Below are 13,061 nucleotides of genomic sequence, written 5' to 3' on the forward strand. Positions count from 1 at the left end.
CCGGCTGATTGCTGCTTAAAAGAATAGGGGCGGGGTGGCTTATGGTAGCGCGGATCGAGGGCGGGATCGAATCTTGACCGCGCGCAAGCGATGTGCCTGCGCGGGCAGCGGTAGATTGCCGAAGAGAGAGGTGGGATCAGCCCGGCCCGTCGCCGGCAATGCGCGACCGGGCCGGGCGATGACTACGCGCCGAGCAGATCCTCGATCATGACCGGCAGTTTTCGGACCCGCACGCCGGTCGCGTGATAGACCGCTCCGGTGATGGCTGCCGCGATGCCCGCCAGCCCGATCTCCGCTATACCGCGCGCGCCGAGTTCGTTGAACACCGTATCGGGATGGTCGAGGAAGGTCACATCGAGGCGGGGCGTGTCCGCATGCGTCGCGACGACGTAATCGGCCAGATTGTTGTTGACCGGCGCGCCGCTGCGCTCGTCATAGACCGTGTGCTCGAAAAGCGCCATGCCGACGCCCATCACCACCGCGCCTTCCACCTGATTGCGCGCGGCACGCGGATTCAGAATCTTGCCGCCGTCGATCACGGTGACCACGCGGCTCACGCGCAGCCGCGCCGTCTCCGGCTCCCACGTCACTTCCGCGAAATGCGCGCCGAACGAGTGGATGGACCACTTCTTCTTGAGCGGATCGTCGAAGCCGCCTTTCGCGCTCGCGCTGCCCGACGCCGCGTGCATGCGCGCGGCCTCCAGAATGCGCGGGAACGGCACGCCGTTCTCCGGCGCTTCGTTCTTGCGATGCACGCGCGCGTGGCTGAAAGCGAGTTCGTCCGCTTTCGCGCCCGCGAACGGCGAGCCCTCGGCCGCCGTTGCGCGCGAGAGCACCATCTGGATGGCGGTGCGCGTGGCGTCCATCACGGCCGGAATCACCGATGCCGTCGCCGCCGATCCACCGGAGATCGGGCCGACGGGCAACGCGGTATCGCCGAGGCCGACTTCGATCTTGTCAAGCGCGATGCCCGTCTGCTCCGCGACGAGCTGCGCGAGAATCGTGTACGTGCCCGTGCCGATGTCCTGCGTGCCGCACACGACGCGCGCCGTGCCGTCCGCGCGGAGATCGACGCTCGCTTCCGCCGAGAAGCGCAGCCCCGGCCAGCTGCACGCGCCGACGCCCCAGCCGAGCGTGAGGCCATCGCGCTTCATCGAACCGACTTCCGGCGTGCGCTGCGACCAGCCGAAACGTTCCGCGCCCGTCTTCAGACATTCGACGAGATGCCGCGACGAGAACGGCAAGCCGCTGCTTTCATCGACAGAAGGTTCGTTGCGCAGGCGCAATTCGACCGGGTCCATCTTCAGCGCGATGGCGAGCTCGTCCATCGCCGATTCCAGCGCGTAGAGGCCGGGCACCGCGCCCGGGCCGCGCATCGACGTGGGCGAGCCGACGTGTCGCTTGACCGTGCCGCCCGTCACGCGCAGATTCGCGGTGCTGTACATGTGCGGCGTGGCTTCGCCGCAGTCTTCGGTGTAGTCGTCGGCGAGCGCGCTGTGATTCAGGAAGTCGTGCTGCAAGGACACGAGCTTGCCATCCTGCGTCGCCGCGAGCCGCACGCGCTGCTGCGTCACCGGACGATGCCCCACGTTCTGGAACATCATCTTGCGGCTCACGACGAGCTTCACGGGCCGGCCGGTCAGACGCGTCGCGGCGGCGGCGAGCAGCGAATGCGGCCACATCCACAACTTGCCGCCGAAGCCCGAGCCGAGATAGCGCGCGATCACGCGCACCTTCTCTTTCGGCACGCCGAGCATCTGCACGAGCGTTCCGCGATGGTTGGACACCGCCTGACTCGTCTCGTAGAACGTGTAGTTCTCGCCGTCCCACTGCGCGATGGTCGAATGCAGCTCGATCGGATTGTGCGTCTCGACGGGCGTGACATACGTCTCATCAATCTTCACCGGCGCGCTGGCGAACGCGCCATCCGGATCGCCGCGTTCGCTCGCGACCTTGGGCGCCTTGTCGGATGTCAGCGTCGCGCTGACATCGTGCGGCGCGACCTCGTAGCCGACCTTGATCGCAGCGGCCGCCGCGCTCGCCGCCTCGAACGTGACCGCGATCACGCATGCGACGTATTGCCCGTAATAACGGATGACGTCGTCTTCGAACGGCGGGCGCTGTTCATCGACATAACCGTTCTCGAACGAGTTGCCGGGTATGCGATACAGACGCCCGATATTGCCGCGATGCAGAACGAGCTTCACGCCCGGCATCGCTTCGGCGGCGGCGAATTCAAGCGACGTGATCCTGCCGCTCGCGATGGTGCTGCAGACCGGCACGGCGTACAGCATGCCGGGCAGATCGACATCGGATGTATAAGTCGCGCGGCCGCAGACCTTGAGCGGTCCGTCGATGCGCGACTGCGGCCGTCCGATGACGCCGTTCGGTGACGGCTGAATGTCTGGCGCAGTGGACATGGGTCGGTTCCTCGATCGGATTCAGCGGGTTCAGGACGCTTGTGTGGCGAGCTTCAGCGCATGCACGATGCAGCGCCGCGCCAGCTCTACCTTGAAGGCGTTGCCGCTTTGCGGCTTCGCGTCGGCGAGCGCGGCGTCGGCGGCGCGGCGGAAGGCCGCTTCGTCGGGCGCGGCGTTCAGCAGTTCGTTCTCGGCTTCGCGCGCGCGCCACGGCTTCGTCGCGACGCCGCCCAGGCCCACGCGAACATGCGCGACGCGTCCGTCGCTCACGCCGATGACAATGGCCGCCGACGCCAGCGCGAATTCGTACGAAGCGCGGTCGCGCAGCTTGAGATACAGCGAACGCGTGCCCGCGACCGGCGGCGGCAGCGTCACGTGCGTGATGAGATCACCGGGTTCGAGCACGGTCTCGCGATCGGGCGTCGAACCGGGCAGCAGATGAAAGTCGTCGAATGCGATCGCGCGTTGGCCTCGCGCGCCTTCGACGTGAACCGTCGCTTCGAGCGCGGCGAGCGCCACGTTCATGTCCGACGGATTGCTCGCGATGCACGCTTCGCTCGTGCCGAGAATCGCCTGCGTGCGGTTGAAGCCGCCGATCGCGGAGCAGCCCGTGCCCGGCTCGCGCTTGTTGCACGGCGACGCGGTATCGCGGAAATAGACGCAGCGCGTGCGCTGCAACAGATTGCCGCCGGTCGTCGCCATGTTGCGTAGCTGAACGGATGCGCCCGACAGCACCGCCTGCGAAAGCGCCGCGTAACGCTCGCGTATCAGCGGATGATGCGCGAGATCCGAATTGCGCGAGGTCGCGCCGATGCGCACGCCGCCGTCGTCCGTCGCTTCGATCTTGTCGAGCGGCAAACGACTGATATCGACGATGCGCGCGGGCTGCTCGACGTTGAGCTTCATCAGGTCGATGAGCGTCGTGCCGCCCGCGAGAAAGCGCACTTCCGCGCCTTGTTGCGCGGTATGCGCGGCCGCGCCCGCGTGGATGGCGCCGGGCAGGTCGCGCGCGCGGGAAAGCTGGAACAGTTCCATGTCGCGCTCCTCAGCCCTTGTTGCCGCGCACGGACTGAATCGCCGCGACGATGTTCTGATAGGCGCCGCAACGGCACAGATTGCCGCTCATGGCTTCGCGCACGTCTTCGTCGTTCGGGCCGATGGGTTCGTCGAGCAGCGCGACCGCCGACATCAACTGGCCGGCGGTGCAATAGCCGCACTGATAGCCGTCGCATTCGACAAAGGCCGCCTGTAGCGGATGCAGCGCTTCCACTTCGCCGATGCCTTCGATGGTGGTGATCGCATTGCCGTCGTGCGCGGCAGCGAGGCACAGGCACGAGTTCACGCGGCGGCCGTTGACATGCACCGTGCATGCGCCGCATTGCCCGTGATCGCAGCCTTTTTTCGTGCCGGTGAGGTGCAGATGCTCGCGCAATGCGTCGAGCAGCGTCGTGCGCGGATCGAGCGACAACGTGATGCTGCGGCCGTTCACGGTCAGCGTGACGCTGGCGTTCGCATCGCTCGACTTGGTCGATGGCGGCGTGAGCACTTCGGCCGGCGCGGCGTGCGTGGCGGACTCTGTTTCGGGAACGCGAGGCGGCGTGCGCGGCATGATGCGCGTGGTGTTCGATTGAGGGACGGGGTGTTGCATCGAGCGTTCTCCTTTTCGACCGGCGCGGCGGCGCGTCCGGTCCCATGCAAATGGTTGCGGGCAGTGGCGCGACTTGCGGCACTAAAGCGGCAGGAAGCGTCCAGACTGAAAAAGACGAAGAAGCGGCGACACATGCGGGGCGCGGCGAGCGCCCGCCAGTGCGGAGATGCGGCGCGAAACGGGTCTGCGCATGAAGGCGTCAGGACGGTTCCGGCTTTCGATGTGATACGAGATGACACTCAGCCAGTATAGGCAGACGCGGCGGATCTTTCACGAATCGCGCGGCGGTGCGTGAAACACGGCTTACAGCGGAATGCGTGGTAGCGTTCGCAGTGTCGCTTCACTGCCTTCACTGCCTATTTCCGCCCGATGAACGAAAGCCTTTCCGTCGCCGATGCCATTGCCACGCGCCGTTCGATCCGCGCGTTCTTGCCCGATCCTGTCGATCGCACGACGCTCGAGGCGATCTTCACGCACGCCTGCCGCGCGCCTTCGGGCAGCAACATCCAGCCGTGGAAGGTCTACGTGCTGACGGGTGACGTGAAAGCGGCGCTGTCGCAGGCGATACTCGACGTGTTCAACGATCCGGATGCCGACCGCGAGCACGAAGAGGAGTTTCCGTATTACCCGCGCACGTGGTCCTCGCCTTATCTCGAACGCCGCCGCGCGCTCGGCATCGGTCTTTATACGCTGCTCGGCCTGACACGCGAAAACAAGCAAGGCATGCATGCGCAGATGGCGCGCAACTTCGAGTTTTTCGGCGCGCCCGTGGGCGTCATCTTCACGACGGATCGCACGATGGAGCGCGGTTCATGGCTCGACTACGGCATGTTCCTGCAGAACGTGATGTTGATGGCGCGCGCCTTCGACCTCGATACGTGTCCGCAGGCGGCCTTCAACCGCTATCACCGCATCATCGCAGCGCACCTGAAACTGCCGGAGAACGAGACGGTGGTCTGCGGCATGAGCCTCGGTTATGCGGACTGGTCGCAGCCGGAGAATCAGTTGAAGAGCGCGCGCGAGCCGCTGCACAATGTGCTGCGGTTTGTCGATTAGTCAGTGGGGCATGATGCCGCGAGCGAGAAGCGAAAGCACGAGTTCGCCTGCCGTCACGAAGACGACGAGCACGACGATCACGGCGAGTAGACGCATGAGCAATTGCATTGCATGAGCCAAAAAAAACGGCCGCTTGCGCGGCCGGAAGGAGGGGTGGGTCGGTCCAATGCAGACTACGACCCGTTTCTTAATCGAGGCTTAAGCAATGCAATGCAGCGCGGCAATGCACGCTAGCGCAGTGCATCGCTATACCGGTCGCGCAGCGGAAGAATCGTCACCAGCGCGACCGCACTGCCGAAGATCACGTAATAGCAGATCGCGAGCGGATCGCCCGTCGTCATCGTGAGCCATTGGACGATAGCCGGCGCGAAGCCGCCGAAGATCATCACCGCGACGTTGTAGCTCACCGAGATGCCCGTCGAGCGGACGCTGGACGGCAGCAGTTCGGAAATGAACGCGGGATAGCAGCCCTGATACGCGCTGAGATAGAGCATGAGCAACGCCTGGCAGCAAATGAGCGTCGGCAGGCTCGGATGCGCGGTCAGGAACGAGAAGATCGGGTACGCGGTCACGAGCGACAGCGCGAGCGCGGTAGCCATCACCTTCTTGCGCCCGAGACGGTCCGACAGTCTGCCGAAGACCGGGCAGCAGACCAGATAGACCAGCGCGCCGATGGTCGAGCTGATGAGGCCGTCGGTGAGCGCCAGGTGCAGCACGCGCGTCGCGTGCGTCGGCAGGTATAACAAAAAGATATACGTGCCGATGGTGCCGAACACCGTCAGTCCCAAACCGGCCAGCACGGGCAGCCAATGCTTCGTCGCGGTATCGCGGATCGGGCTCGCGCTAAGTTCGTTCTTCTGCGCCTTCTCGACGAAGACCGGCGATTCGTCCAGTTTCGAGCGCAGATAGAGACCTACCGGCACGATCAATAGGCCGATCACGAACGGCACGCGCCAGCCCCAGCTGTTCAGATGCTCGGGACTCAGCGTGCGCGTGAGCACTGCGCCGAAGAACGAACCCGCGAGGCTCGCGGCGGCCTGCGCGACCATCTGGAAACTGCCGAAGTAACCGCGCTTGTTCGCGGGCGCGTATTCGACGAGAAACGCCGTCGCGCAACCCACTTCGCCGCCCGCGGAGAAGCCCTGGATCAATCGGCCGAGCAGCATCAGAAGCGGCGCGGCCACGCCGATGGCTGCATACGTCGGCGCGAACGCGATGATCGCGATACCGACCGCCATCAGCGAAATGGTGAGCGTGAGCGCCGACTTGCGCCCGACGCGATCGGCCACCGCGCCGAGCACGACGCCGCCGAGCGGCCGCGTGAGAAAGCCCACGCCGAAGGTCGCCCAGGTGGCGAGCAGCGAGATGGTCGGGCTGGTCGCGGGGAAATACAGCTTCGAGATGATGACGGCGAAGAAGCCGTACACCATGAAGTCGAACCATTCGAGCGCGTTGCCGATGGTCGATACGACGATGGCGCGTCGCCCTGAAAGATTCACCGCGGCGTTCTCGCCGGCGGCATGCGAAGCAGGTAGTACGGTGCTCATCGAGTGGACTCCGTGGCTTGGGGTCGAGTGTGGGGTTAGAAGCGCGGTGGCTCCCGGCTTCGGTGCGACGACATCCGCTTCAACCTGCTGAAACGACCACACAAGAGTACGCCTCGCTGAAATAAGAAAATATAGAATTTCTGAACTGACACTCAAGGAAACCTGATTACACCGTCAGGTGCTTCCCTGATACCGAGCGAGATCGCCATGAGCAACACCCGCTTTTTGCGCACGTTCATCGCCGTGGCCCGCTACGGCTCGTTCGCCGCCGCCGCCGAGAAAGTCGCGCTGACGCAGGCGGCCGTCAGCATGCAGATGCAGTCGCTCGAAGACGACCTGAAGCGGCCGCTGTTCGATCGCGTCGGCCGCACGAACCGGCTGACGAGCATCGGCAAGCAGGTGTTGCCGCAGGCGGAGCGGATCGTCGCGCTGTACGACAGCATGCGTCTCACTGGCCTCGACGATGAAATTGCCGGCTCGGTATCAATAGGCGCGGTGGATTCGGCGATGGGCGCGCTCGCATCGGTCGTCACGGAGTTGAAAGGGCAGTACCCGCGGCTCGACGTGCGGCTTTTCACCGGCAAGGCGCTCGCGCTCGCGCCGCAAGTCGAAGCCGGCGAGATCGACGCGGCGGTGATCGTCGAAATGGCGGGCAAGACGCCCGCGAGCCTCAGCTGGACGCCGCTCTATTCAGAGCCGCTGGTCGCTATCGGCTCGTCGGCGAGCGAGGGCGCCAGCGCAGCGGCGTTGCTCGCGAGCGCGCCGTTTCTGCGCTTCGACCGCGCGCAACGCACCGGCGCGCTGATCGATCGCGCGCTGCGGCACAACCGGCTCGCGGTGAACGAGTTCCTCGAACTGAATTCGCTGGAAGTGATCGTCGAACTCGTGCGACAAGGCGCGGGCGTGTCGGTCGTGCCGCTGCTCGAATACGGTTCGTGGGCAAGCGACCCCGCGCTCGCCGTGCTGCCGCTCGCGAAGAATACGCCGCGCCGCGTCGTCGGCATGCTGGAACGCAAGATTCACGACCGGCACGCTGTCATGCGCGTGGTGCAGGACAGCATTCGCGCGCGTTCGCACGTGGCAGAGACCGCGCGCGACCCATGACTTTTGCTTAAGTCACGGACAAGAAATATCAGCTTTCCCTGTGAATTACGGCCGCTGACAATGCCGTATTCTTCATTCGACGCAAGAGGACAGCATGCCGATCATTCCCGAGATCGCCGAGGCGCAGGACGAACTCAAGGCCATCCGCCGCGACATCCACGCGCATCCCGAGCTTTGCTACGAAGAAGCGCGCACCGCCGATCTCGTCGCGAGCAAGCTCGAAAGCTGGGACATCGAAGTGACGCGCGGGCTCGGCAAGACAGGCGTGGTCGGCGTGTTGAGAAAGGGCACGAGCCAGCGCGCGATAGGCCTGCGGGCGGATATGGACGCGTTGCCGATTCCCGAACTCAACACGTTCGCGCACGCGTCGAAGCACGAGAACAAGATGCACGCCTGCGGGCACGACGGCCACACCGCGATGCTGCTCGGCGCGGCGCGCTATCTGGCGAAGCATCGCGACTTCGACGGCACCGTGGTCTTCATCTTCCAGCCTGCGGAAGAAGGCGGCGGCGGCGCGAAGGCAATGATCGACGATGGCCTCTTCAGGCAATTTCCCGTCGATGCCGTGTTCGCGCTGCACAACTGGCCCGGCATGGCCGCGGGCAACTTCGGCGCGCGCGTGGGCGCGACGCAGGCATCGAGCAACGAGTTCGAGATCCGCATCGAAGGCGTGGGCGCGCATGCCGCGATTCCGCACGATGGCATCGATCCCGTCTTCACCGCGTTGCAGATCGGGACGGGCTTGCAGAGCATCGTCACGCGCAACAAGCGGCCCATCGACGCCGCCGTGCTCTCCATCACGAAGATGGAAGCGGGTCATGCGGTGAATGCCATTCCGACGACCGCGACCCTCGCGGGCACGGTGCGCACGTTCTCCGTCGACGTGCTCGACCTGATCGAGACGCGCATGAAGGAGATCGTGACGGCAACAGCGGCGGCCTACCGATGCAAGGCCGAAGTGAACTTCGTGCGCAACTATCCGCCGACCGTGAACACGGAAGCGGAAACGCAGTTCGCGCTCGGCGTGATGCGGGAAGTCGCGGGCGCGGATCACGTGGACACGAACGTCGATCCGACGATGGGCGCGGAAGACTTTTCGTACATGCTGCTGGAGCGTCCCGGATGCTATGGATACATCGGCAACGGACTGGGCGCGCATCGCGAGCATGGGCACGGCATCGGCCCGTGCATGCTGCACAACAGCAGCTACGACTTCAACGACGAAGTCCTGACGCTCGGATCGACGTACTGGGTCAAGCTCGTCGAGAAGTACCTCGCGCGCGGCTGACGCACACTAACGCAGTTCCAGCCACATGGGCTGATGGTCCGATGACCGGCTATGTTGGTCCGCCTCGCAGCCCACGATGCGCGGCGCAAGATCTTCGGTCACGAAGATGAAGTCGCACGCGAACGGACCGTCCGCCCATTGCTCGTGATCGTAGAGACCGACGGTCGCGGCGCGCGGCTCGTTCGGATGCGCGCGAGACCATGCATCGACGAAAGAGGGCGCGTCGGTCATCGGCTCCAGCATCGCGCGATACGCCGCGCCTTCGTAAGCGCTGTTGAAATCGCCGCAGACGATCGCCGACATGGGCCGCGCGGTGTCGGCGAACGGGCTCGCGAGCGTCTCGGCCTTCGCCGGGCGGCGCGCATGCTCGCACGCCTCGCGATGGAACTCACGCAGCCGCGCGACCTGCGCGAGACGCTGCGTCTCCGAGTAGAACTCCAGATGCGTGCTGATGACGCGCAGCGGCCCGACATCCGTTTCGATGACCGCTTCGAGCGCCACGCGCAGCATCGACGGCTTCGCGGGATCGGCGGGCCACGGCAGCGAATGACGCAGCACTTGCCGCACCGGCAGGCGGCTGACGATGGCGTTGCCGAACTGCCTGCGCGCCGTGCCTGAGCCTACGGGCGGCAAATCCGAGCCGATTCCTTCGATGACCGTCGCGCCCGGTACGAGGCTCGCCAGTTCCGCGAACTGATCCGCGCCCGGGCCTCCCGCTAGCCCGCCCGCCTGCTGGCCCTCGTGAAAGCCGCGCGTGACTTCCTGCAGGCAGAGCACGTCGAAATCGCACAGCGCTTTCGCTTCCGCGACGATCCTCGCTACATCGACGCGGCCGTCCACGCCGCGTCCCCATTGCATGTTCCAGTCGACCAGTCGCATGGCATGTCTCCTTCGAACGATGTGTCCGGCATCTCAGATGCGCGTGACCACAGCATCCAGTACGCCTGACGAAACGCTGAATTTCAGACTGTCTCATAAAAGCGCGACCTACAATTGCTGCGAACCAATACGCAATCCTCACACTATGAAAACACGCATGAACAAGCGCTTGGCCGCGTTGGCGCTGATGTCGATGGCGGCGCTCTCGCATGCGCAGCCCGCGCCTTCGCTGACGCGCGAACAACAGGCGGGGCTCGACAAGCAGGATCAGGACATCGCGCAAATGGCCGATGTCATCGTGAAGATGATCGATCAGAACAAGACCGGCGAAGTGTGGGATGCAGGGTCGGCCGTCGCGAAGAAAGTGATCTCGCGCGAGGACTTCGTGAGCAAGGTCACCCGCGACCGCGCCGCGCTCGGCACGCCGGGCATGCGCATGCCGATGGGCGTGAAGCATCTGCATTTCGACGGCACCGGCAACATGCCCGCGGGCTGGTTCATGAGCGTTTCGTTCGATACGCAGTTTAGCCAGGCGCGACAGTCGGCGCGGGAAGTGGTGACGTTTATGCTGGATCCGGACAGGGTGTGGCGGTTCGTGGGGTATTCGGTGCGGTGACGGTTCGCCACCCGCCCCTCACATATTCGTATAAGAAGCACACCACCCGCGCCCGGCCACCAGCTTTGCGCCGAACAGCGTGCAGCCGCCCCACGCATCGGTGGACTTGCCCTGAAACAGCGAACAATTCGCGCACGCCTGATCCGCCGCGAAGTTCGGGTACTTCGCCTTGTCGACCTTCGCGGCATCTTCCTTGTAGCCGACGGCAATGGCCGCGGGATCGGTTTCGCTTAAGTGCGGCGCGTCGGCGCTGGCTCGCGTGAGCCAGAGCGATGCGCCCGCGCCCGTCGTCAGAATCAGGAAGTGTCGGCGAGAGGTGGTCATAGCAAACGAAAGTGATGAAGGGCCATCGAGCATCTTGCACGATACGCCGACTCGCGCCGAGCCGCACTCGTGGTTCGCGAACGCCCGATCGATTTTTTTCGGTCGAAGAAACGCCGCTCAACCTTCGCGCGCGCCTGCCGTTATTCCTGCCAGAACGGCAAACGTACAACACTCTACGCAGCGCTGCTGCAACCTAACTTCGAAGGAGAACGACGATGACTGAAGCAGACTGGATGATGGCAGGCTTGTATCTGTTCGATTTCGTGGCTGGCGCGCTCCTTCTGAGCGCGCTCGCGCGACGCAGCCTGAGCCGGCAAAGCCAGCGCGGCCGTTGAGGCGACGCGCGAGGCCCGCGCCGGAACGCTGCGTCCGGCGCTTGCGCGCTTTGTTACTTGAACAGCTTGACCGCTTGCGCGAGCGTGTTGGTGATGCCCCACGCGAGCGGAATCAGCACGTAGAGCCAGAAAAGCAGCAACAGCGCCTTGTTCGACGAGCCGCCCTCGTATCGATCGTTCATGCGGGTCTCCTTGTGGGTCTCTTGTGGGTCTCGTTCATTCAGCCAGCCGTGGCCGCCGTGTCCATGTGATGTTTCTCGTCCACGCGCTTGATGAGAAGGTTGCATACGAAACCGATCACGAGCAGCGCCGCCATGATGTGCAGGGTCATCGTGTAAGCGTCCGACTTCGGGACGCCGCGCGCCACTTCGTAGGCGCGGATGTAGTTCACGAGCACCGGACCCGCGATGCCCGCCGCTGCCCACGCGGTCAGAAGACGCCCGTGAATGCCGCCGACGAACGCCGTGCCGAACATGTCCGCGAGGTAGGCCGGAATCGTGGCGAAGCCGCCGCCGTACATCGAGAGAATCACGCCGTACGCGAGCACGAATAGCGCGATACTGCCGGCCTGCGCGAACTGCGGCACGAGAAAGTAGAGCACCGCGCCGAGCGCGAAGAACACGAAGTAGGTGTTCTTGCGGCCGATCCAGTCCGACGCCGACGCCCACACGAAGCGTCCGCCCATGTTGAAGAGCGACAGCAGGCCGACGAAGCCGGCCGCCGCGCCCGCCGTGATCGACGACTTGAAGCTCTCCTGGATCATCACCGACGCTTGACCGAGCACGCCGATGCCCGCCGTTACGTTCAGAAAGAGCACGAGCCACAGCAGATAGAACTGCGGCGTCTTGAGCGCCTGATCGATGTGCACGTGGTTCTTCGTGATCATCTTGTTCGCGGTGGCAGGCGGCGTCCAGCCGGCCGGCTTCCAGTCCGCCGGCGGGATGCGGATCGCGAGCGCGCCGATGGTCATCGAGATGAAGTAGAGCACGCCCAGCACCACGAAGGTCTCGGCCACGCCCACGCTCGTCGCGCTCTTGAAGTAGTTCATGAGGGCGACGGAGCCCGGCGCGGCGATCATCGCGCCGCCGCCGAAGCCCATGATCGCCATGCCGGTGGCCATGCCGCGCCGGTCCGGAAACCAGCGAATGAGCGTCGATACCGGCGACACATAGCCGAGCCCCAGCCCGATGCCGCCGATCACGCCATAGCCGAGATAGAGCAGCACGATCTGATGCAGGTACACGCCGAGCGCCGACACGAGAAAGCCGCCGCCGAAGCAGCAGGCCGCGGTGAACATGGTGCGGCGCGGGCCGACTTTCTCCAGCCACTTGCCCGCGAACGCGGCCGACAACCCGAGAAACACGATGGCGAGCGAGAAGATCCAGCCGAGCGTCGTAAGCGACCAGTCGTCGGGCGCGGACTGCGTGATGCCGACCACGCGCGTCAACGGCGCATTGAAGACGGAGAACGCATACGCCTGACCGATACAGAGATGCACGGCGAGCGCCGCGGGCGGCACCATCCAGCGCGAGAAGCCGGGCCGGGCGATGGTCGCTTCCTTGGAAAAGAAGCCATGCGGGCCGTGCGCGGCCCCTTGCTTGATGGTGCTGTTCATCGTGGTCTCCGTGGCGCGCCGCTCGCGAGACATCTGGCGTGGCGCGCTCGTCTTTGCTTTGTCGTGGGCTGTGCGCGGTACGACGCACCGCTGTGCGTTCCGGAAAACATGCGATGGAACGACATATAGGCGCGACATTCCGTCACGGCTGCGCATGACGTTAGACAAGAGCGATGCGCTTTGCAATATGAACCGGGCCGCCATAAGCGTTTGCCCCAACCCGCATGTG

At 64.8% G+C, this 13,061-nt stretch carries 12 protein-coding genes; 4 read left to right on the forward strand and 8 right to left on the reverse strand.

Annotated elements, in window-relative coordinates:
* Window positions 1-182 precede the first annotated feature (182 nt).
* The 3 genes from LDZ24_RS25165 to LDZ24_RS25175 are packed head-to-tail and all read right to left on the reverse strand — an operon-like array spanning window position 183 to window position 4,068.
* Window positions 183-2,420 carry a xanthine dehydrogenase family protein molybdopterin-binding subunit gene (locus LDZ24_RS25165; RefSeq protein ID WP_248324608.1) on the reverse strand — a complete coding sequence of 746 codons (2,238 nt, stop codon included), beginning with the start codon at window positions 2,418-2,420 and terminating at the stop codon, window positions 183-185.
* A gap of 30 nt (window positions 2,421-2,450) precedes the next feature.
* A complete protein-coding gene (locus LDZ24_RS25170; RefSeq protein ID WP_248324609.1) occupies window positions 2,451-3,455 on the reverse strand; it encodes a xanthine dehydrogenase family protein subunit M in 1,005 nt (334 codons plus the stop codon).
* A gap of 10 nt (window positions 3,456-3,465) precedes the next feature.
* Window positions 3,466-4,068, reverse strand: coding sequence for a (2Fe-2S)-binding protein (locus LDZ24_RS25175; RefSeq protein WP_248324610.1), 603 nt, complete (start codon window positions 4,066-4,068; stop codon window positions 3,466-3,468).
* Between the two features lie 369 nt (window positions 4,069-4,437).
* Here LDZ24_RS25175 and LDZ24_RS25180 point away from each other — a divergent pair, with 369 nt between their 5' ends.
* Entirely contained in the window at window positions 4,438-5,124 is a 687-nt protein-coding gene (locus LDZ24_RS25180) for a nitroreductase (RefSeq protein WP_248324611.1), read from the forward strand.
* 230 nt (window positions 5,125-5,354) lie between these two features.
* Here the strand turns inward: LDZ24_RS25180 and LDZ24_RS25185 are convergent, their stop codons facing one another.
* The gene (locus tag LDZ24_RS25185; protein ID WP_248324612.1) at window positions 5,355-6,671 is read right to left on the reverse strand and encodes an MFS transporter; all 1,317 of its coding nucleotides are present in this window, start codon (window positions 6,669-6,671) and stop codon (window positions 5,355-5,357) included.
* Window positions 6,672-6,878: 207 nt separating this feature from the next.
* On the opposite strand from LDZ24_RS25185, the gene LDZ24_RS25190 reads away from it, so the two are divergent.
* Window positions 6,879-7,775: a LysR substrate-binding domain-containing protein gene (locus LDZ24_RS25190; RefSeq protein WP_248324613.1), complete on the forward strand. Its 897-nt coding sequence runs from the start codon at window positions 6,879-6,881 to the stop codon at window positions 7,773-7,775.
* A 94-nt stretch (window positions 7,776-7,869) separates the two neighbouring features.
* The gene (locus tag LDZ24_RS25195; RefSeq protein ID WP_248324614.1) at window positions 7,870-9,063 is read left to right on the forward strand and encodes a M20 aminoacylase family protein; all 1,194 of its coding nucleotides are present in this window, start codon (window positions 7,870-7,872) and stop codon (window positions 9,061-9,063) included.
* 6 nt (window positions 9,064-9,069) lie between these two features.
* Here the strand turns inward: LDZ24_RS25195 and LDZ24_RS25200 are convergent, their stop codons facing one another.
* A complete protein-coding gene (locus tag LDZ24_RS25200; RefSeq protein ID WP_248324615.1) occupies window positions 9,070-9,942 on the reverse strand; it encodes an endonuclease/exonuclease/phosphatase family protein in 873 nt (290 codons plus the stop codon).
* A gap of 157 nt (window positions 9,943-10,099) precedes the next feature.
* On the opposite strand from LDZ24_RS25200, the gene LDZ24_RS25205 reads away from it, so the two are divergent.
* Window positions 10,100-10,558 carry a DUF4019 domain-containing protein gene (locus LDZ24_RS25205; RefSeq protein ID WP_241270126.1) on the forward strand — a complete coding sequence of 153 codons (459 nt, stop codon included), beginning with the start codon at window positions 10,100-10,102 and terminating at the stop codon, window positions 10,556-10,558.
* An 18-nt stretch (window positions 10,559-10,576) separates the two neighbouring features.
* Here LDZ24_RS25205 and LDZ24_RS25210 read toward each other — a convergent pair whose 3' ends face one another.
* The 3 genes from LDZ24_RS25210 to LDZ24_RS25220 form a co-directional block, all read right to left on the reverse strand.
* Window positions 10,577-10,882, reverse strand: coding sequence for a high-potential iron-sulfur protein (locus LDZ24_RS25210; RefSeq protein ID WP_206470772.1), 306 nt, complete (start codon window positions 10,880-10,882; stop codon window positions 10,577-10,579).
* Window positions 10,883-11,270: 388 nt separating this feature from the next.
* The gene (locus tag LDZ24_RS25215) at window positions 11,271-11,399 is read right to left on the reverse strand and encodes an oxalate:formate antiporter (RefSeq protein ID WP_159834252.1); all 129 of its coding nucleotides are present in this window, start codon (window positions 11,397-11,399) and stop codon (window positions 11,271-11,273) included.
* Window positions 11,400-11,437: 38 nt separating this feature from the next.
* Window positions 11,438-12,832, reverse strand: a complete 1,395-nt coding sequence (locus LDZ24_RS25220; RefSeq protein ID WP_175945578.1) for an OFA family MFS transporter — start codon at window positions 12,830-12,832, stop codon at window positions 11,438-11,440.
* Between the last annotated feature and the right edge of the window lie 229 nt (window positions 12,833-13,061).

The sequence above is a fragment of the Caballeronia sp. Sq4a genome, assembly GCF_023170545.1.
Taxonomy (GTDB): domain Bacteria; phylum Pseudomonadota; class Gammaproteobacteria; order Burkholderiales; family Burkholderiaceae; genus Caballeronia.

Excerpts from the sequence above, each read along its gene's own strand:
- LDZ24_RS25195 (WP_248324614.1), top strand. The coding sequence starts at position 7,870 with ATGCCGATCATTCCCGAGATCGCCGAGGCGCAGGACGAACTCAAGGCC.
- LDZ24_RS25210 (WP_206470772.1), bottom strand. The coding sequence starts at position 10,882 with ATGACCACCTCTCGCCGACACTTCCTGATTCTGACGACGGGCGCGGGC.
- LDZ24_RS25165 (WP_248324608.1), bottom strand. The coding sequence starts at position 2,420 with ATGTCCACTGCGCCAGACATTCAGCCGTCACCGAACGGCGTCATCGGA.
- LDZ24_RS25205 (WP_241270126.1), top strand. The coding sequence starts at position 10,100 with ATGAACAAGCGCTTGGCCGCGTTGGCGCTGATGTCGATGGCGGCGCTC.
- LDZ24_RS25180 (WP_248324611.1), top strand. The coding sequence starts at position 4,438 with ATGAACGAAAGCCTTTCCGTCGCCGATGCCATTGCCACGCGCCGTTCG.
- LDZ24_RS25215 (WP_159834252.1), bottom strand. The coding sequence starts at position 11,399 with ATGAACGATCGATACGAGGGCGGCTCGTCGAACAAGGCGCTGTTGCTG.
- LDZ24_RS25220 (WP_175945578.1), bottom strand. The coding sequence starts at position 12,832 with ATGAACAGCACCATCAAGCAAGGGGCCGCGCACGGCCCGCATGGCTTC.
- LDZ24_RS25185 (WP_248324612.1), bottom strand. The coding sequence starts at position 6,671 with ATGAGCACCGTACTACCTGCTTCGCATGCCGCCGGCGAGAACGCCGCG.
- LDZ24_RS25190 (WP_248324613.1), top strand. The coding sequence starts at position 6,879 with ATGAGCAACACCCGCTTTTTGCGCACGTTCATCGCCGTGGCCCGCTAC.
- LDZ24_RS25175 (WP_248324610.1), bottom strand. The coding sequence starts at position 4,068 with ATGCAACACCCCGTCCCTCAATCGAACACCACGCGCATCATGCCGCGC.
- LDZ24_RS25170 (WP_248324609.1), bottom strand. The coding sequence starts at position 3,455 with ATGGAACTGTTCCAGCTTTCCCGCGCGCGCGACCTGCCCGGCGCCATC.
- LDZ24_RS25200 (WP_248324615.1), bottom strand. The coding sequence starts at position 9,942 with ATGCGACTGGTCGACTGGAACATGCAATGGGGACGCGGCGTGGACGGC.